Source organism: Mesorhizobium sp. M0074 (assembly GCF_040322975.1).
In the GTDB taxonomy this organism is placed as follows: domain Bacteria; phylum Pseudomonadota; class Alphaproteobacteria; order Rhizobiales; family Rhizobiaceae; genus Mesorhizobium.
This window is the reverse complement of the sequence record NZ_JAMYUM010000036.1, coordinates 13,739-30,737: the sequence shown is the minus strand read 5'-3', so window position 1 is coordinate 30,737 and position 16,999 is coordinate 13,739. Positions and strand designations below refer to the sequence as shown.

The following is a 16,999-nucleotide window of genomic DNA, read 5'->3' as shown; positions in this document are numbered from 1 at the left end:
GCAAGAGCTGCTCGGCCTCGAGCGCATCGGGCGCCACGACCACTTCTTCGAGCTCGGCGGCCACTCGCTGTTGGCCGTGCAGCTGCTAAGTCGAGCTTCAAACCTCGGACTGAAGTTTAGCGCCAGCGATCTCTTCCGGACACCCATTCTGAAGGAGCTTGCATCGAAGCTCAATCGGGAACCACAACCAAGTAATCCGGGAGTGATTTCCATTCGTCCGGCGGGATCGCAGTTGCCGCTCTTCTTTTTTCCGACAGGGTTGGGAGACTGTTCCTATGCCGCCAAATTGGCAAGCGAAATGGACATAGACTGTCCCGTCTATGCGGTGCCATGGCCGGATTTCGATGAACTTTATCCACCAACTCTCGAAGAAATAGCCGCGCAGGCAATCGAAGTGATGAAAGAGATCCAGCCGTTGGGGGCTTATCGCCTCGCGGGATACTCATCAGGTGGGATCTTGGCTTACGCAATTGGGCAGCACCTGTTGAGGCTACGCGAAGCTGTTTCATTCATGGCGTTCATCGATGTTACGCTACCTGCAAATGGCTCGAGCATATCGCCCATCCAGGTGGTCAACAAACTGGTTCTGGAACGCCTCGAATCGTTGGAAGATGAGTGCTTCGCAGAGCTTGAACGCTTCGCTGAACAAAGCTCGATTGCTCAGCTGCTTGAAAAGGCGCAGCAAATTGGAGCGATCCCTTCAAAAGGCGATCTCCGAGACGAAGTGATGATGTATGAAAAAATCGCTCGGTTCCACGGGGCGTTGCAGGGGTACCAACCTCCTTCCCTGCCAGTTGGAATACATCAGTTTTATGCCACTGAAATTCGCCCCCTTCGTGGCGCACGCGCCAAGAGTTCAATAGATCCAAACGCAACTTCGCCCATGCGGGGGTGGGACCGGATCTTAAGTGCGGCGCCTATTTATGCCGTGCCGATTCCTGGCGACCACCTGACCATGGTGACCATTCCAGAAAACCGTCGGGTTTTGGCTCGAGCCATTTCGATGGCTTTAATCAATTCACGTAGAACACCGGGGGTTTCGTCGCAAACTCCAGCTGAGGTGGCAAAGGCAGGTTGAGCGTCAGGCGGCGCTCATGCGGCGAGGATTTCGAACTGCTTGGCAATGGAGGGCGTCGAAGAGACCGGTAACTCCTCCGGGGTTACGCAGCGCACAGTAGGGGCGGTTTGGGCTTGAATAGTGAGGGCACGCTCTGCTCTGGTGCTCGAAATCGTGCCCGCAGTCGGTCGCGAAGTTCCCTATTCATCTCGGCTGTCCGAACCTGCATCAGCATGTGAGCACCGTGGAGAGACCAGCGCATCTGCTGCTTCTTGACCATGCTGTCGCTTGGCAGTTAACCGTAAGAATGCAGTCGTTTCGGTCAGGATTGGCACTTAATTTGAGAACCTGGAAGTTCGGATTCTCAAATTAAATGCCATCGCATTATCGTGAAGGCCTGAAGGCCGTGCTTCCTTTGAATTTCACACGCACCTTCGGCAAATGCGATGCCGGCAAGTTGCTGGCATTGATTCTCATATTAAGCCAATGGCCGGGCTCGATTATCAAATTAAGTGTAGATTCTCAGATTAAGTGTATGGCTAACCTGCTGAAATCATTGACAAGCCATTCTCATAATTAACTGCCAAGCGACACACGTTTCGCGCGCGGATCTGCAGATCATCTGATCATCTTGCGGCGCGCGGCATTGATGCTCAGAAACGTCGCCGGCGTGCCGCTGGAACCGGCCACCGAGGACGCTCTCAACTCCATTGCTGCCGAAATGAAAATCGGCCGGGCGGACCTCATTCAGATCGTGCTGCGGGAATGGCTGGAAACGAACGCCTATCTGCCCGTGCGCGAAATCGATGAGGAGAATGAAACGGACGGGAGCGCGTAAATGCAAATTTCCGCGATCACGCTATGCACGGCGAAGCTGCGACTCATCTATCGCTAAGGCGCGGCGGACCTGATGGTCTGTCGTATTCGTCGATGGCCATGGTTCGAGCGATAGGAACGCGGAGCGCCTCCGTGGCGCCCCGAATGTCGTCATCATATACGGCTTGTACGCGTCCTCAACTGCCGCAGCTTTCATCGGCTGCGCACTTCGCCATCCGGACTTGAGACAGTGCCGGCTCTGCTTCGGTGCAACGTCCGCGATGGCGGCTCGATTCCTGGGCCAAGACTCCATTTTCGGGCGGCAATTCCAGCACCGACCTTGACCGAGTCATGCCGCATATCTGTTGGATGTCGCATCGTCGTAGCCCCGCTAAGCCGACCAGGCCTCCCGACCGCCGGATCGATAATGATGATCGCCTCTGGAGAATTGTTCTTGTTGTCGAGCGCGATGGTCTCCACCGTCTTGCCGTGCTCTATTTCCGCTCAGTCATGAGCAACGCCAGCCAGCCTGTCGACACTTTCGACGAGGTCCCGTGCCTTATCTGCATCGTGTGAAGGCTTTGTGGGTTAGCTCGGGCCGCGCCATCCCCAGCCTATCTTCCTTCACGCCCAACAGCGAAGCATCCAATGCTAATTCGTGAAGCGTCGAGAAAACAAGATTTGACTGGCAATCAAGTTTCTGGGGCGCGACCTTTCGTGGATGCGACAGCCAAACAGCCTGACTTCCCCACTGGGAATGCTTGCTGCCTCGACCTCTCTCCGGCCGGCCGAACGCCCTTTGCGGTGCCGGCCGACACGTTCCGTGCCGGTGCCGGAGCCGAGGAGAGCCCGAGGCCTTCACCATCATCAATCCGCTATATGGGCCATGCGCTCAACAACGCGCTGCAGGACACAGGACGTGCCGTCCCACAGGGATTATTGAATCCCGTTAGGATTTAAACGCCATATCCAATCGCAGCCATCCGCTGAACGCAGCTATCGCCGTCGACGCGAACATCGAACAGAACCGACTCTGCGGTTTTTTCCGCAGCGTCAGCCACACGATCGCAGAACGGTCGATTGAGGTAACAGGCACAGCAATAATCGTGTTGGGGAACAACGGAGAACTTAGATGCGCGTCGGTAAACGGGGACACCGCCCTTTTGGTGGCGGAATTGGCTGCGTGGAATGCGTCTCCGCTGAGTGAGTGCGCATTTCGCAAAAACGGGACAGTCGTTCCGCTAAATCGCGGACATATACTCGCCACTGCATTCGCAATCTGCCGGTTCGACTGGCAGGAAGAATGTGACTCGCGAAGTCGTCCAAGAATAATTCCGAGACTCCTCATTTGGTCGCCATGAGATCGCGCTCCAGTTCCGCAATGCGCACGCACTTGCCGAGCGTCGTCCTGACGCAACGCCTTGATCCATCCTCGCCCGCGCATAAGTCTTCCTGCCAACACCCAACCGAAAAGCCATGCGGATTCCTAATTTCCGGCAAGCCGAAACGCTTATGGAAAAGAATGGCGGCGCTTGGGAGGACGAATGAAGGGATACTACAAGGTCGTCCTATTGGCCATCTTCGGCTGTGATGTCATGCGCAATCTGTTTGAGGAGCGCTGCAACGGCTTGGGCATGCCGCGGACAAGCGAAGTAGCGCCGGCCAGGAGCGCAGTTGCGATGAAGGCATCGGGAGGGCGGCTGGTGTGTGCATAGTCAGCCCTGGCCTATTGCCGATTGCGCCAGCCGGCGCACTTTCGCAGCCATGGTGGCGGAGCATGTTGAATTGGCGTTGTTTGAGAAGTCACTCGGCAATATCGAAGGCCTGCATCGGCCGTTCTGTGATCGTGTGGCTGACGCTGCGGAGAAAACCGCAGGATCGGTTCTTTTCGATGTTCGTGTCGACGGCGATATCTGCGCTCAGCGGATGGCCGCGATTGGATATGGCGTGACCGGCACAGCAATAATCGTGATGGACAAGAACGGACAACTTAGATGCCCGTCTGTAAACGGGGACACCGCCCTTTTGGTGGCAGAATTGGCTGCCTGGGATGCGTCTCCGCTGAGTGAACAAGCGAGGGTTGACCACCGCGGAACGGCCATCATCCTGCTAGCCAAGCTTCGGAGCTCAGGTCACTTCGCCCGTTTCTAGCCGGCTGAGCGCCGCTTCCTACCTTGCGGGCTAAGCAGATGGCGCGGCGGCGATGAGGCACCAGGCGCACGAATCCCCGCCGGCAGCAGCCGCTCCGCAGCGAGATCCGGCTTCGTTCCCGTCATCAAACTGCTCACGTTGAACGCCGGCGCGACTGGCTCCGGGCGGAGATCGATCCGAACTACCCTGGCATCGCCTTCGGCCCTACGACCGGGCTTGCTGCTCGCAGAGCACGTCAGTCTTCGGTGCGCGAGTAGTCGGGCTTCAAGATGGTCAAGCGCTATCGGCCTCTGCCACCGAAGACGTCTGGCGTGGTGCGTGTACGGCGGAGGCTGAAATCTCAGGGATGAAAGGACCCAGCAGCCAATGCAGGGCGGTGTCCCATCAGATTCCATGACATGAATTGTCATCGACGTGCTTTCATGATTGCTGGGGTCTATGTCACGTCGTCGCTTGCTACCCGAAAAGAATTTCCCGGGCTACGCATACCTGCCTGGCAAACATCCGCATCCGGTTCGCGACCCGCTGGGTCACAGTTACCAAAGCGACCCGGGGACCGTTGTTGCCGTCGAGGAATCACTCAGCTCAAACGGGTTCCGATGGGGTATCGACCTTTTCAATCACGGCTATTACTGGGAAGCCCATGAGGCTTGGGAGCCTATTTGGCACGCTGCGAAACAAAGCACTCAGCATCGCCTTTTCTTCAAGGGATTGATCCTGTTGGCGGCGGCCGGGGTGAAAATCCGCGAGGGAAAGCGGGTCGCTGCCGCGCGCCATGCGGCGAGAGCTGCAGCGCTTTTTCGTCGGGTGGCGCCTCTGCCGAGCCGGCCCTTTGAGGCCGCACTCGGAATGACACCTGCCGCGCTCGCGGTACACGCCGAAACGGCCACAACTTTACCGGCTGTTTTGCGAGAGCCGATGCCTGGCCAGCCTGAGCCCGTTTTCGATTTCATTCTCGCCCCTAAATCCGAGGGCGTCTGATAGGCAAGTGCACTGCCGGCCCGTCATGGACAGTTCGACAAGGGCAGCTTCAATCCTGGTGCGGTTGACCTACGGCACAGCCCGGCGCTGGCGGAGCACCCATGGCAGGCGCCGCTTCCATCGTTCACCTCTCGGCAAAGCAACATTTTTCTCCCACCGCTTTTTCTGGCGGGTCCGTCTGTCTTCAGTCGGTGGGTTCGATGCCTTCGGAACCGGCGCTTCCTCAACCGTCGGCTGCTTAGGAAGCGATCCGTCGGGCATGATCACGTCCTTGGCGTCGGGTACCGCTTCACCAACGGCGGCCATGGGCCGAGAACCGATATCTTCACAAGGAAGAATCAGCGCTTCAGCGATCGCACCTTTAGTCTTCGCTTCCGCGATATCGTTCGCGATGGCGGCCAGGTCGATGCCGCCCCAGATTGACTGTGGCCGCTTCATGAGCCCACGCTTCTGTTTCATCTCGACGACAAAAGGTCGCTGCTGCTTCATAGTGCTCTCGGCGGATTTGGGGGAGTGCGAATGTCGTCTAGGCCGATCGCACGCTTTCGTCCACCCGCCCCCACGCATTTTCCAACGGTTTTCGAAGACGTTGCTATCGGCCAAGCCCCGACTAAACGGCTCACCGCCGGAGCCTAGGCCCAGGCTCCCGATCTATTGTCTTGCCGTCAGCATGACCGCCATAACGACCATATCGCCCACGCAGTCGCCTTTATTAGGCCCATCGCGAAGCCGCAAAACATTCAAAATGCAATGAAGATGGCCGCCACCTTGTCCATGCTCGCATGTTCCCGTGTAAATCGGACCCGTCCAACGCATTTTTTGAATCGGTCACCTGCGACTCGATTATGCTGCTGATGGTCCGCATGCCGGATGTCTGGGTGGCCGGGCACAGATTGCACTCGCAAGCGCTCGGCAATCCCAAAGCTGCACTTGCTGCACATGCATCGGCTTTCCTCCACCGATCAACCCTTGGTGTGGGTTGCGAAGTCGCAAGAGGTGGCGCTGACCAGGCTTGTTCCGCAGCCCTCGTTGTCGTTGATCCAGACGCTGGGTGGTGCATCAGGAATCGCAGCAGCGATCACCCACAGGATACGGGTCAGCTTTGCTGCGCTCGATTTTGTCGATGATCAGATCGGCCCCCTTCTTCGCGAGAGTGGGCGCTCTAATCAGCCTAGAACGGCCTGATCCTGGTCAATCTCACGCGCGCCAACTGCCTCGCCGGATTGTAGAGCCTCTTGCGGGTGTTTTCTACAACAACCACCAGGGCATCAAATCAAGCAGGAAGTCGTCGATCGCGTGGGCGGTTGTTCATGACTCACCTTTGAACTGATCCAGCAAAACGCGCGCCTGATCGATCGCATCCGCGCTGGCCGCAGTGATTAACGCTTCGATCCTCTGACGATGGCGATCGTACGAGGTGCCGGCCCCCGACTCCTCATTGCAAGGTTCACCACGTGGTGCGTGAGTTTCGTCTACCTTTGCGACTGCCGCTTGATCGCCGCCAGTCCACTGGCTGCTCGATGCGCTTACCAAGGCGTGTCGCTCCGGGCCTTGCGGTCTTTCGCATTTGCTGCGTTTATACTATGAACCGGCCCGGCATGATCGCCGAACCAAAACGTGTTGCGAACTTTACAAGGAATACGCATATGGCGACTGGAACCGTGAAGTGGTTCAACAGCACCAAGGGGTTTGGATTTATCCAGCCCGACAATGGTGGTCAGGACGTTTTCGTCCACATTTCCGCTGTCGAACGCGCGGGCCTCTCTACCCTCGCTGACGGCCAGAAGATCAACTATGAGATCGAGCAGGACCGCCGCACTGGCAAATCCTCCGCTGGCAGCCTCAGCAAAGCTGGCTGATTTTTCTCCTGCCCCCCGGCAAGAGCCGGAAGGACGCGGCAAGTCCGGATGTACTGACGGCCGCTCGACAAGAGCGGGCGAGAATAGGGCTGGCGCAGCAGATTGCTGCAAGCGGAGGCGCTTCTTGTGAAACAAGGATGTTTGCAGTTGAAGGCGGGCTGTCCCCGCCTTCTCGTATTCTGCGCAGATGCCGAACGCAGCTGCGCGCTCCAGAACGAACCTCGAACGCTGAAATCAAGCTGCGACCTTCTTGCGGGTCCGCTTCGCCACTGCCGGCTCCGGCGCTTCCGGCGCTTTCGGTTTGCGGCCGAGCCCCATCGTCTTGGCCAAAGTCGAGCGCGCCGCGGCGTAGTTCTGCGCGACCATGGGATAATCCGCCGGCAGGCCCCATTTGGCGCGATATTCATCTGGCGTCAGCCCATGGTGGGCCGACAAATGGCGCTTTAGCGATTTGAATTTCTTGCCGTCTTCAAGGGAGATGATGTAGTCCGATGTCACCGACGTCCTGATTGGGACAGCAGGCGTAAGCGCAACCGGCTTTTGTGCGGTGACGCCTGCGGCCGTGCCTTTCAGCGCCGCGTGCACTTGGCCGATCAAGGCAGGGAGATCCCCCACCGGGACCGGATTGTTGGAGACATAGGCTGAGACGACATCGGCGGTGAGCTCGATGAGGGTGTCGATGTTTTTTTCGGCTTCTTCTGTCATGAAACTCTCCAGGCGGCGTGAAACACAGTCGGCGAAGCGTCGCCTCATAGTGGCGGTCGCCGCTGAAAGCAAATACAGCCCGGCAGGACTATCGCAATGCTCGTCGGCACTGAGGATCATAGCGCTGCATCCGCCGTCGTGCACGTGTTGATCTGCGCGCTGTCGGCCGGGCAACACGGAAGCGCCAAAGATGCTTTGCGCCACCCATGAAGCCCCAAAGTCGTCCTTCCGCAGCTCACGAAGCCCTCACATCAAGGATGCGGTGGCTAGGCTTCGGTTCTTGACTTTCGATTTGACCTGCGCCCCGGCCAGCGCGCCCTCGGCAGGCGCTGCGAACTCGAATACGGTGGTTGAACCGATGCTGAGCATCGCGGTAATTCAAGCACAAGCTTTGCCTATTAATCCTGTGGTCACAAACGACGTTGATGGCCAAGCAATCCGCGTGAAACCCGATGTGCAGCCGCACGGTCTTGAGCTTTTTGCAATTCATCCCTAACCTGGTTGGACCGCTCAGAAGATGCGCATATCGCCTCGAGCGGGGCGCTTGCGGGTTATGATCGTGATGTTGTCTTAGCTACGATGTTTCCCATCCGCTTGGTTAGGCTGTCGAAAAGAAACAATCGCTCTTCGATCACTTACTTCCGGAGCCCGATATCATGATGAAATATCCAGACGTTAAACCAGGTCTTAAAGAAGAAGAAGTGCCCTGGTCTGACAGCCTGACCAGCTACGACCGTCAGCACTTCACGACCTACCTGAGGCTCCTGGATGCAGGTGCCGACGAGGCAAGCTATGAGGAGATGGCGCAGGTCATCCTCGGCATCGATCCGGTGCAAGAGCCGGAGCGGGCCCGGAAAACTGTGCGAAGCCATCTCGATCGGGCGAACTGGATGGTGACGACCGGTTACAAGGAATTGTTCGTCGGATGAGGGCGAACAGGCGGCGACACGCTCCGCTTGTCAGATGTGGTTACGGCGTCCGCGACAGGAGGGGTCTGACGGTCGGGGCTGCGGGAATTAGGTTCAAATTGAAAGACCTCAGTTCTTTGCTCCATCATGACGATCGACCAGATGGCCGGCGACCGGTGCGAGCACCAGACCCGCCACGCTGGACGACAGCAACACGAGGTCAACCACGCCCGACTGGACGAAGGCGAATGCGACACACTGCTCCTGATCGATCCGGATCACTTCTCCTTAATCAACGACAAAACACGCACATTCCAAGGTGACCAGGCTTTGGTTCGAGTCGCAAAGGCGCTCGTGTATCTAACAGCCCAGGAGACTCGACCGGCCGTCTTAGCGGAGAAGAGTTTGGGGTCTTGTTACGCGACGTGCGCATAGAGCAGGCAGGTACAATTGCGGAAAACATACGCCGTCTTGTCGAGGCGAGTCCCATGGCGAAAGGGCAACAGGACGGCTGAAAGTGACTGTCAGCATTGGAGGCGCGGAAATCTCTCCAATGCAGATGCTCAGGACGTCCTTCGCACTGCCGGACGGTGCCTTTTTGAAGCAAAACAACATGGACGAAATCGTGTTTCGTTCGACTATGAAGCCGCCATGTTGCGGGTCGTGACGCCCTAACCTACCCCTGGCCCAGCCCTGACGCTGGCAGAGTATCGCGTGAATGGGACCTGCCTTCCAACCGATTGCGGATGCACCAACAACCCGGCCACGCTCCACGTGTCACAGCCTGGGGCCCATTTTTCAGGTAACCGGCAATTCGTTGGAGTCCGTTCCCCTAAGAGACGCAAAAAAGCCCGCCCATTGTCTGGAGCAGGCCCTTTGACTTGCGCGGTACTCAGAACCTTGCCGCTTCGCGAAAGATAATATCGAATGGTAAACATCGACTGAACGTCCGTGCCGCTTCGGTGGCCTTGGGTTAGGTGCGGCCCCTGTCCTGTTGCTTGGCGAGATCGGGGCGGCTGATGCCGGCTCAGTGCGACGCGGACTTCGTGCAAATCCCAACAATGCTGCCCCCGCATCGATCACCGCAAGCAGATTGGCCAACTAAATGTCATCCACTGCAAGGCAAATTGGTTGCTCGCCGGCCGACAAATGCTGGGAGGCAATGCATGCGCGCGCTCGCGCGGACCTGTGGTGAAAGAATTGGCGCCCGGCCGCGATAGGCCGGGGTGACGAGCGCGACAACCGCGGCGGGGTTAGCCAGCTCACAGTTCAAGTCGATGGCTCAACCGTTGCATGGGAGAGCTCTTGCTTCTCATTCGCTCCAAGTGCGGACGCGGCGCACGAGCTCGGAAGTTGAGATCCCGTAGCGATCGTGAAGCGTCGGCAGCGCGCCAGCGTCGAGGAACTCGTCGGGCAGGGCGATCTGCCGAAAGACTGGGGCCACTCCCTCCCGCATCAGCAGCGCGGCGACACCTTCGCCCAGCCCACCGACGATGGTGTGGTTCTCGGTCACTATCACTAGCCGGCCCGGACGGCGCGCAGCGGCAAGTATCGTCTCCGTGTCCAGAGGCTTGATCGTCGGAACATGCAGAACGGCGCAGCCGATCCTGTCGGCTTCAAGCGCCTTCGCCGCCTCCAGCGCGCGCATGGTCATGAGGCCGCTTGAAATGAACAGCACATCCTCACCCTCGCGCAACAGGCATGCCTTGCCGATTTGGAATGTGTAATCCTACTCGTCGAGCACGACAGGGACCTTGCCGCGCAAAAGCCGCATGTAGACCGGCCCGTTGTAGTCCGCGATCGCCTCCGTGGCCTGTTCGATGTCGAGCGCGTCGCAAGGGTCGATGATCGTCAGGTTCGGCGTCCCGCGGAAGATCGCGATGTCCTCCGTCGCCTGGTGGCTGGGGCCGTAGCCGGTCGTCAGCCCCGGTAAGGCGCAGACGATCTTCACATTGAGTTTCTCCTCGGCGATCGCCATGCAGATGAAATCGTAGGCCCGCCTTGATGCGAAGACGGCATAGGTCGTAGCGAAGGGCGTAAAACCCTCCCGCGCCAGGCCGGCGGCGGCGCTCATCAGCACCTGCTCCGCCATGCCCATCTGATAGAAGCGGTCCGGATGCTCCTGCGCGAAGACATGGAGATCGGTGTATTTCGCGAGGTCCGCCGTCAGGCCGACTATCCCGGGCCGCTGGTGCGCCAGTCTGGCCAGTGTGTGTCCGAACGGCGCGTTGCGCGTCGGAACGCCATCGGGCGCGATCGAGGCGATCATTGCCGACGTGGTCTTGCGCTCGCCCGCCTTGACGGCGTGACGCGGTGCGAATTTTGACAGCCTCACTGCGGACGTCCCTTTTCCAAAGCTTCGAGCGCCAGCGCCCATTCATGCGGTTCGACGCGGATGAAATGCGTGATGTCGCGGGTTTCCAGGAACGGCACGCCCTTGGCCATGCGCGTATCGCAAACGATCACACGCGGACGAGGCTCCTTCAGGCCGCGCGCCATGTCGAAGGCCTCGCGAACCGCCTTGATGTCGTTGCCGTCGACGCGCTGCGCGTGCCAGCCGAACGCCTCGAACTTGGCGGTCACCGGCTCGGAGGAGAGCATGGCCGTCGACGGACCATCGGCCTGCTGATCGTTGAAGTCGACGATGGCGATGAGATTGTCGAGCTTGTGGTGGGCGGCCGACATCGCGGCTTCCCAGGTCGAGCCCTCACCGAGCTCGCCGTCGGACAAAAGATTGTAGACGAAACTGTCGCTCCGCTTGCGCGTCAGCCCCATGCACATGCCAACGGCAATGCCAAGGCCGTGACCGAGCGAGCCGCCGGTGATCTCCATGCCGGGCGTGTATGCCGCCATGCCGGACATCGGCATGCGGCTATCGTCGCTGCCATAGGTCTCGAGCTCTTCCTCCGGCAGCACGCCCGCTTCGATCAGCGCCGCGTAGAGCGCGATGGCGTAGTGTCCGATCGACAGCAGGAAGCGGTCACGTCCCTCCCACAGCGTGTCGTCCGGCCGGTAGCGAAGCGCATGGAAATAGGCGACGGCAAGCACGTCGGCGACACCCAGCGCCTGTCCGACATAACCTTGGCCCTGGACTTGACTCATCCGGACGGCATGTCGGCGGATACGATAGGCTCGTTCGGCCAGGCTGACATTGCTGCCAGCGCGAGGCATCTCAAGATCCGGTGTTCCCTCAGCCATGGATTAGCATCCCACCGTTGACGTCGATCACGGCGCCGGTGATGTAGCTGGCCAGATCGGACGCCAGAAAGAGATAGGCGCCGGCGACGTCGCGCGCGTCGCCCAGCCGGCTGAGCGGGATTCCCTTGATGATGTCGGCGCGCATGGCGTCGGTCAGTTTGCCGCCGGTGATGTCGGTCTGGATCAGGCCCGGTGTCACACAGTTGACGCGGATGCCTTCGGGACCGAATTCGCGCGCCATGGCCTTGGCAAGCCCCAGAACACCCGCCTTGGCAGCCGAATAGTGCGGGCCACCGAAGATGCCGCCGCCGCGCTGGGCCGAAACGACGACATGCAGATGATCGAGCCGCCGCCATTTTCGCGCATGTTCGGGATGAATGCCTGGCTGAGATAGAGCACGCCGCGTAGGTTGACATCGAGGATGCGGTCCCAGTCAGCCGCGCTGATCTCCAGCGTCTTGACCGGCTGCGTGATGCCCGCATTGTTGCAGAGCACATCGATCCTGCCCAAGGTTTCTGTCACTTGCGCCGCCGCCCTCTTGCAGGCGTCGAGGTCGGCGACGTTGCACGCAAGGCCGATATGGTTGGGTCCAAGCGACGCGGCGGCGTCACGCGCTTGCCCGTCATCGAGGTCGAGTATTGCAACGCGCGCCCCGTGCTCTGCCATCAGCGTTGCCGTGGAGCGGCCAATTCCCCGGGGGCTCGCGGCCCCAGAAATCACCACGGCCTTGCCCTTCAGCAACATGTCGAACTCTCCTGCTATTTCTCTTTGCCGGTGATCTAAAGTCGGTAGAACCGGGCGGCGTTGTCATGGAACAGCGCGAGCCGCTCCTCGTGCGGGTAGGCGATCGTAATTTCCTTGAAGGCGTTCAAAATGGCGTCGAAGCTCGAGAACAGCTTGTCGACGGGGAAGTTCGTCGCGAACATCGAGCGGCCGACGCCGAAGGCTGCGATCGCCTCCTCGACATAAGGACGAATCGAGGCCGTGGTCCAAGTCCAGTCGCCCATGCCGAGGCCAGAGATTTTGCAGGCGACGTTCGGCGCTTGCGCCAACTGGTGCATGCCTTTTTTCCAGGCGCCAAAATGCTCGGCGCCGTCGACCTGCATGCCGGTGTGATTGAGAATGATCTGCACGTCGGGAAAGTCGCGCGCGAGTTCGAGGAACTCGCCCATCTGGGGATAGTAGAGCTGCAGGTCGAAGCTCAGCCCGCGCTTCGCCAGCTCCCGGAAGCCGCGCCGCCATTCGGGCGTACGACTGACCTCCGGCCTCGCCAGATAGGTCTTGCAGGGGTCGGGATGATAATTCATCGACTGCCGGATACCGCGGAAGTTCGGATATTCCATGTGGCGGTCGAGGAGGTCGCCGACGGCTAGTTGGGACAGGTCGGCATAGCCGACGATGCCGTGGCGGAAGCCCCGCTTGTTGGCGATCTCCTGCAGCCAGCGCGTCTCCCCAACCGGATCGCCGGGATCGAACCCCACATCCAGGTGCACGGATTTCACGAGGTTTTGGTTCCTGGCATCTTCCAGATAGTCGTCAAGAATGTAGCTTTTGCGGATTGCCTCGTAGTCACCGAAGGCAGACGGCTTTACCCCGTGGGTCAGCCACGGATAAAAATTGGTCTCCAGATCCCACAAATGATGGTGCGGATCAATGAACGGCAGCTCGGCCACGGTCGGGATTCCTTGCTTGGGGTCTGGACCCGCCGGCTTGTCCGGCGGGTCCATTGATAGTGGTCAGTTGCTGGGCGGGAAGACGCGGGCGAAGACCTTCTTGGCCTCAGGGCTATCGACCTTGTCGACGGTGACGAGCGGCATGACCAGGGCCTGGTCCTGGGTGACCGACGCGCCCGTCAGTGCGTTGTAGACCTGCTGAGTGCCGTCGATGCCTTGGCCCACCGCTTCCTGGAAGAAGATGCCCTGGAGCGCTCCTTTCTTGAGCAGCGCGATCGTGGTCGGCGAGCCGTCGGCCACGGTGATGCCGATCTTGCCGGTGAGGCCCCGGGTCTCGACCACCTTGGCGGCGCCGGTGCCGGCTTCGTCATACATGCCGTAGATGGCCTTGATGTCGGGATTGGCGGTCAGCAGGTCGTTTGCCTGGGTGACGGCCTCGTTGATCGTTAGACCGCGCGTTTCCAGCATCTGGACGAGGTCGCAGCCGTCGGCGGCAAACGCCTCCTTGGCGCCCTTTTCTGTGCATTCTCCCGGTCCTGCGGCAGCGACAGCATGCCAACCTTGTTGCCGCCACGCTCCTTGGCGAGCTCGCAGGTGAATTTCCCCTGCGCCTTGCCTGTCTCATAGTTGTTCGCTGTGACCGAGGACGTATAGTTGGTGAGGCCCGGTTGCGGCCCGATGCCGGCGAACGCGATCGGCACTTTCTGCTTCGCCAGATAGTCGAGCAGCGGCGGTGTCGAGGTCGAGCTGACGGGGCCGATCACGATGGCCGCGACGCCTTTGGTCACGGCACTTCGCGCATTGTCCATCTGCTTGGCGGGTGATTTTTCTGAGGTGTACTCTACATAGTCCATGCCGAGTTCCCTGGCCTTCTCCTTCACGCCGTACCCGACCCATTGCCAGTAGGAGATGTCCAGCGACGGGGCGATGTAGGCGACGGTCTTCTTGTCTTCAGCGTATGATGCGCTGGACAACGTAGCCGCCGCCAACGCTGCAAGTAGTATGGTCTTAAACTTCATCTTGGTTCCTCCTATTGATGATCTAGATACGGTTCTTGTTGCTGAAGCGGTCAATCAGCACCGCGAGCAGGATCGCGGCGCCGGTGACTGAGCCTTGCCAGAAGCTGTTCACGCCGATGAGGTTCACGCCGTTCTGGATGCAGGTGATCATCAGAGCGCCCAGCACGGCGCCGATCGCGCTCCCGGTTCCGCCAAAGAGGCTTGCCCCGCCAATGACGACGGCGGCGATTGCCTGCAGCATCAGGCTGGCGCCGGCAGTGGCTTCGGCGTTGAGGATGTAGCTTACCGTCAACAGCCCGGCGAAAGAGGCGAGCAGGCCCGAAGCGACATAGGCTGCAAACTTGATGCGCAGAACCGGAATGCCGAGCAGCCGGGCAGCAATTGCCGACGAGCCGACGGCATAGAACCAGCGTCCGAGCACGACCTTGCGCAAAACGTATTCCAGCGCGATCATCAATATGATGCAGAACAGAAGATGGTTCGGGATGCCTGGGATGATCTCGCCCGAATTCAGGAGCCAGAAATCCGGCGCGCCGATCGGCATCGAACGACCATTCGTGACGATGAAGGCAAGGCTGCCCGCCACCGCGTAGGTGATGAGCGTGACGACGAAAGGCGCGAGCCCGACGACCGTGACCAGAAGGCCATTGATCGAGCCGAACACAAAGCCGACCGCCAGGCCGGCAGCACTCGCGGTCAGTCCGTCAGCGCCATTGGCCATCGCCAGCGCGGTCACCATTCCGGTCAGGGAAAAGACTGAACCGACCGAAAGATCAATTCCGCCGGTAATGACGACCAGCAAAACACCGAGCGACATGATTATGAGAGGCGCGGCGGCCTGGATGATGTTTTGCACATTGCCCATGCTGAGTGCTGCGGGCACGAACGTGCCGACGGCCAGCAGCAGGACGACGATCGCAGCGGCAATCGCGGCTTCCGTGCGGTAGGACAAAAGAACTGCTGGGACGCGTGAGTTGGCGGTCCGGAGTTTGTTCGTGGTGGCGGTGCCGTTGGTTGCGTCGGTCATGCCGCCATCCCCGTCAGTTCGACGAGCCCCTCTTCGGTGAAGTGCTCTTCAGGCAGGAATCCCTTCGGCTGCCCATCGGTGTCGAAGGCGAAAATGGCATCGCAAAGCTCAAGCAGTTCGACATTCTCGGTCGACCACCAGACGATGATCGTGCCGGCGTCGGCCATCTCCCGGATCAGGGCGTAGATGTCATGTTTGGTGCCGATGTCGACGCCTCGCGTCGGCTCTTCCAGCACCACCATCTTGAGTGGCAGTCCAAGCCAGCGTGCGACGAGAAGCTTCTGCTGGTTGCCGCCGGACAGCGAAGCCGGCAAGTCCCAGATCGAACCGGCTTTCAACTTCAGCGCCGAAACGAGATCACGACATTCCTGCCTCTCGGACGCGGCAACGATCCGCCGCCTCTCGCGAACCCTGCGCGCTGCAAGCACGTTATCGACGATGGGCAGCTGCGAAAGGATCCCCTTGGTTGCGCGGTCGCCCGATACAAAGCCGATACCGGCCCGCGCCGCTGCCGCTGGGGACGAGAAACGGTCCCCAAAGCCCCCGCCCGAAAGGCGCCAGCCAGCTCCGGGTCCGGCACCCACAAGGGGAGCAATGAGACCGGTCGGGCCCGCCGGTGCGCCGGCCAGTCCGAAAATGGTCCCGGACAAAATCGCGATCCTGACGTCGTCTGGGCCCAGCAGCTCGATCGGTGCGCTCTGTCGGAGGCCCTTTTGCGGTTTGCGGTGGGTTGCTGGACGCTGCGCGTGTTGGCCCATCTGCTGGATGATGTCCGCGTCGCGGAGCGAGGCCAGGGGCGTGGCATTCGCGATCGTGACGCCGTCCCGCAAGATAGTGCAGACATCGCATAGCTCGCGGATTTCGCGCATACGGTGAGAAACAAAGACGATACCAATGCCTTCTTCTCGCACCAGCCGCTTTAGCACCGAGAAGAGTTTCACCGTCTCGGCGGCTGTCAGGTTCGCGGTAGGCTCATCGAGAAGCAGCACTTCCGCTCCAGTCGAAAGTGCGCGGGCGATCTCTACGATCTGGCCTTCGTGGAGGGACAATTTGCGTGCCGGCAGATCGATGATCTCTTCGCCGATCGCTGGGTCGATCAGCCGGAGCGCTCCGAGCGCGATTTCCCGCATGCAGCGACGGCTGATCTGCGACCAGCCCGCCTTTGCATGCACGATGCCGATGTTTTCCGCGACCGACAGCTCGGGCAATAGCGCCAGCTCCTGATGCACCACCGCGATGATCGGGCTGGTGTGGCCGGCCTTCGACGAGGCGAAGCTAATATCGCCGGCATCGCGTGAGATCAGCCCGGTGATGATGCGGATGAGAGTGCTTTTGCCGGCGCCGTTGCCGCCCAGGAGTGCGTGGATTTCGCCAGCCCGGACCTGAAAACTCACGCCCCGCAGGACACGGGTTGCGCCATAACTCTTCTCGATATTGGCAGCTTCGATCAGGGGCTTCCTGGTCAATACCTGTCCAACTGCCGGCACGTTGCCGGCGATACCCAAGCTTTGGGCTGAACCCGGTTCCATCCTGTATCTCCTCCCGAGACCACTGGATGATGCGACCGATTGACATTCGGCTCAATTCTCGTTTCTTAACATTCTG

14 protein-coding genes and 5 pseudogenes are annotated in these 16,999 nt (G+C 59.9%); 8 read left to right on the top strand and 11 right to left on the bottom strand.

Features of this window, described 5'->3' with window-relative positions; genetic code table 11:
• Positions 1 to 1,078: thioesterase domain-containing protein (locus NKJ73_RS31815; protein ID WP_352572268.1), on the top strand; the 1,078-nt coding region annotated here is incomplete at its 5' end.
• Between the two features lie 82 nt (positions 1,079 to 1,160).
• On the opposite strand, the pseudogene NKJ73_RS34390 reads toward NKJ73_RS31815, so the two are convergent.
• Positions 1,161 to 1,352: pseudogene (locus tag NKJ73_RS34390) on the bottom strand (hypothetical protein); the annotation flags it as partial.
• 354 nt (positions 1,353 to 1,706) lie between these two features.
• Here NKJ73_RS34390 and NKJ73_RS31810 point away from each other — a divergent pair.
• The 3 genes from NKJ73_RS31810 to NKJ73_RS31800 all read left to right on the top strand — a co-directional run bounded on the left by NKJ73_RS31810 (position 1,707) and on the right by NKJ73_RS31800 (position 5,005).
• Positions 1,707 to 1,895, top strand: coding sequence for a hypothetical protein (locus tag NKJ73_RS31810; RefSeq protein WP_352572266.1), 189 nt, complete (start codon positions 1,707 to 1,709; stop codon positions 1,893 to 1,895).
• A gap of 1,742 nt (positions 1,896 to 3,637) precedes the next feature.
• The gene (locus tag NKJ73_RS31805; RefSeq protein ID WP_502905417.1) at positions 3,638 to 4,024 is read left to right on the top strand and encodes a hypothetical protein; all 387 of its coding nucleotides are present in this window, start codon (positions 3,638 to 3,640) and stop codon (positions 4,022 to 4,024) included.
• Positions 4,025 to 4,462: 438 nt separating this feature from the next.
• Entirely contained in the window at positions 4,463 to 5,005 is a 543-nt protein-coding gene (locus NKJ73_RS31800; RefSeq protein ID WP_352572263.1) for a DUF309 domain-containing protein, read from the top strand.
• Between the two features lie 69 nt (positions 5,006 to 5,074).
• Here NKJ73_RS31800 and NKJ73_RS31795 read toward each other — a convergent pair whose 3' ends face one another.
• A complete protein-coding gene (locus tag NKJ73_RS31795; protein WP_352572261.1) occupies positions 5,075 to 5,494 on the bottom strand; it encodes a hypothetical protein in 420 nt (139 codons plus the stop codon).
• A gap of 1,157 nt (positions 5,495 to 6,651) precedes the next feature.
• Between NKJ73_RS31795 and NKJ73_RS31790 the strand changes: the two genes are divergently transcribed.
• Positions 6,652 to 6,864, top strand: coding sequence for a cold-shock protein (locus NKJ73_RS31790; RefSeq protein ID WP_023749661.1), 213 nt, complete (start codon positions 6,652 to 6,654; stop codon positions 6,862 to 6,864).
• Positions 6,865 to 7,098: 234 nt separating this feature from the next.
• Here the strand turns inward: NKJ73_RS31790 and NKJ73_RS31785 are convergent, their stop codons facing one another.
• Complete coding sequence (locus NKJ73_RS31785; RefSeq protein ID WP_352572259.1) at positions 7,099 to 7,569, bottom strand: Ros/MucR family transcriptional regulator; 471 nt, start codon at positions 7,567 to 7,569, stop codon at positions 7,099 to 7,101.
• Between the two features lie 280 nt (positions 7,570 to 7,849).
• Between NKJ73_RS31785 and NKJ73_RS31780 the strand changes: the two genes are divergently transcribed.
• Positions 7,850 to 8,065 carry a hypothetical protein gene (locus NKJ73_RS31780; RefSeq protein WP_352572258.1) on the top strand — a complete coding sequence of 72 codons (216 nt, stop codon included), beginning with the start codon at positions 7,850 to 7,852 and terminating at the stop codon, positions 8,063 to 8,065.
• Between the two features lie 160 nt (positions 8,066 to 8,225).
• Positions 8,226 to 8,498, top strand: coding sequence for a DNA -binding domain-containing protein (locus tag NKJ73_RS31775; RefSeq protein WP_502905415.1), 273 nt, complete (start codon positions 8,226 to 8,228; stop codon positions 8,496 to 8,498).
• Between the two features lie 108 nt (positions 8,499 to 8,606).
• On the opposite strand, the gene NKJ73_RS31770 is transcribed toward NKJ73_RS31775, so the two are convergent.
• Positions 8,607 to 8,759 carry a hypothetical protein gene (locus tag NKJ73_RS31770; protein ID WP_352572257.1) on the bottom strand — a complete coding sequence of 51 codons (153 nt, stop codon included), beginning with the start codon at positions 8,757 to 8,759 and terminating at the stop codon, positions 8,607 to 8,609.
• Positions 8,760 to 8,857: 98 nt separating this feature from the next.
• Here NKJ73_RS31770 and NKJ73_RS31765 point away from each other — a divergent pair.
• Positions 8,858 to 8,992: pseudogene (locus NKJ73_RS31765) on the top strand (sensor domain-containing diguanylate cyclase); the annotation flags it as partial.
• A 797-nt stretch (positions 8,993 to 9,789) separates the two neighbouring features.
• On the opposite strand, the pseudogene NKJ73_RS31760 reads toward NKJ73_RS31765, so the two are convergent.
• The 7 genes and pseudogenes from NKJ73_RS31760 to NKJ73_RS31730 form a co-directional block, all read right to left on the bottom strand.
• Positions 9,790 to 10,812, bottom strand: a pseudogene (locus NKJ73_RS31760) (transketolase family protein).
• Positions 10,809 to 11,648, bottom strand: a complete 840-nt coding sequence (locus NKJ73_RS31755; protein ID WP_502905416.1) for a transketolase — start codon at positions 11,646 to 11,648, stop codon at positions 10,809 to 10,811. The pseudogene NKJ73_RS31760 and the gene NKJ73_RS31755 overlap by 4 nt, the downstream one beginning before the upstream one ends.
• Before the next feature lie 19 nt (positions 11,649 to 11,667).
• Positions 11,668 to 12,419: pseudogene (locus NKJ73_RS31750) on the bottom strand (SDR family NAD(P)-dependent oxidoreductase).
• Between the two features lie 35 nt (positions 12,420 to 12,454).
• On the bottom strand, positions 12,455 to 13,348 hold the full coding sequence (locus NKJ73_RS31745; RefSeq protein ID WP_352572273.1) for an amidohydrolase family protein: 894 nt from the start codon (positions 13,346 to 13,348) through the stop codon (positions 12,455 to 12,457).
• 63 nt (positions 13,349 to 13,411) lie between these two features.
• A pseudogene (locus NKJ73_RS31740) lies at positions 13,412 to 14,367 on the bottom strand (substrate-binding domain-containing protein).
• A gap of 22 nt (positions 14,368 to 14,389) precedes the next feature.
• Positions 14,390 to 15,394, bottom strand: a complete 1,005-nt coding sequence (locus NKJ73_RS31735; protein WP_352572255.1) for an ABC transporter permease — start codon at positions 15,392 to 15,394, stop codon at positions 14,390 to 14,392.
• On the bottom strand, positions 15,391 to 16,923 hold the full coding sequence (locus tag NKJ73_RS31730; RefSeq protein ID WP_352572254.1) for an ATP-binding cassette domain-containing protein: 1,533 nt from the start codon (positions 16,921 to 16,923) through the stop codon (positions 15,391 to 15,393). Before NKJ73_RS31730 ends, NKJ73_RS31735 begins: the two co-directional genes overlap by 4 nt.
• Positions 16,924 to 16,999 lie beyond the last annotated feature (76 nt).

What these genes read in the sequence shown, in the direction of transcription:
- NKJ73_RS31805 (WP_502905417.1), top strand. Translation starts at nt 3,638, where the DNA reads ATGGTGGCGGAGCATGTTGAATTGGCGTTGTTTGAGAAGTCACTCGGC.
- NKJ73_RS31755 (WP_502905416.1), bottom strand. Translation starts at nt 11,648, where the DNA reads ATGCCTCGCGCTGGCAGCAATGTCAGCCTGGCCGAACGAGCCTATCGT.
- NKJ73_RS31735 (WP_352572255.1), bottom strand. Translation starts at nt 15,394, where the DNA reads ATGACCGACGCAACCAACGGCACCGCCACCACGAACAAACTCCGGACC.
- NKJ73_RS31730 (WP_352572254.1), bottom strand. Translation starts at nt 16,923, where the DNA reads ATGGAACCGGGTTCAGCCCAAAGCTTGGGTATCGCCGGCAACGTGCCG.
- NKJ73_RS31800 (WP_352572263.1), top strand. Translation starts at nt 4,463, where the DNA reads ATGTCACGTCGTCGCTTGCTACCCGAAAAGAATTTCCCGGGCTACGCA.
- NKJ73_RS31785 (WP_352572259.1), bottom strand. Translation starts at nt 7,569, where the DNA reads ATGACAGAAGAAGCCGAAAAAAACATCGACACCCTCATCGAGCTCACC.
- NKJ73_RS31790 (WP_023749661.1), top strand. Translation starts at nt 6,652, where the DNA reads ATGGCGACTGGAACCGTGAAGTGGTTCAACAGCACCAAGGGGTTTGGA.
- NKJ73_RS31775 (WP_502905415.1), top strand. Translation starts at nt 8,226, where the DNA reads ATGATGAAATATCCAGACGTTAAACCAGGTCTTAAAGAAGAAGAAGTG.
- NKJ73_RS31810 (WP_352572266.1), top strand. Translation starts at nt 1,707, where the DNA reads ATGCTCAGAAACGTCGCCGGCGTGCCGCTGGAACCGGCCACCGAGGAC.
- NKJ73_RS31795 (WP_352572261.1), bottom strand. Translation starts at nt 5,494, where the DNA reads ATGAAGCAGCAGCGACCTTTTGTCGTCGAGATGAAACAGAAGCGTGGG.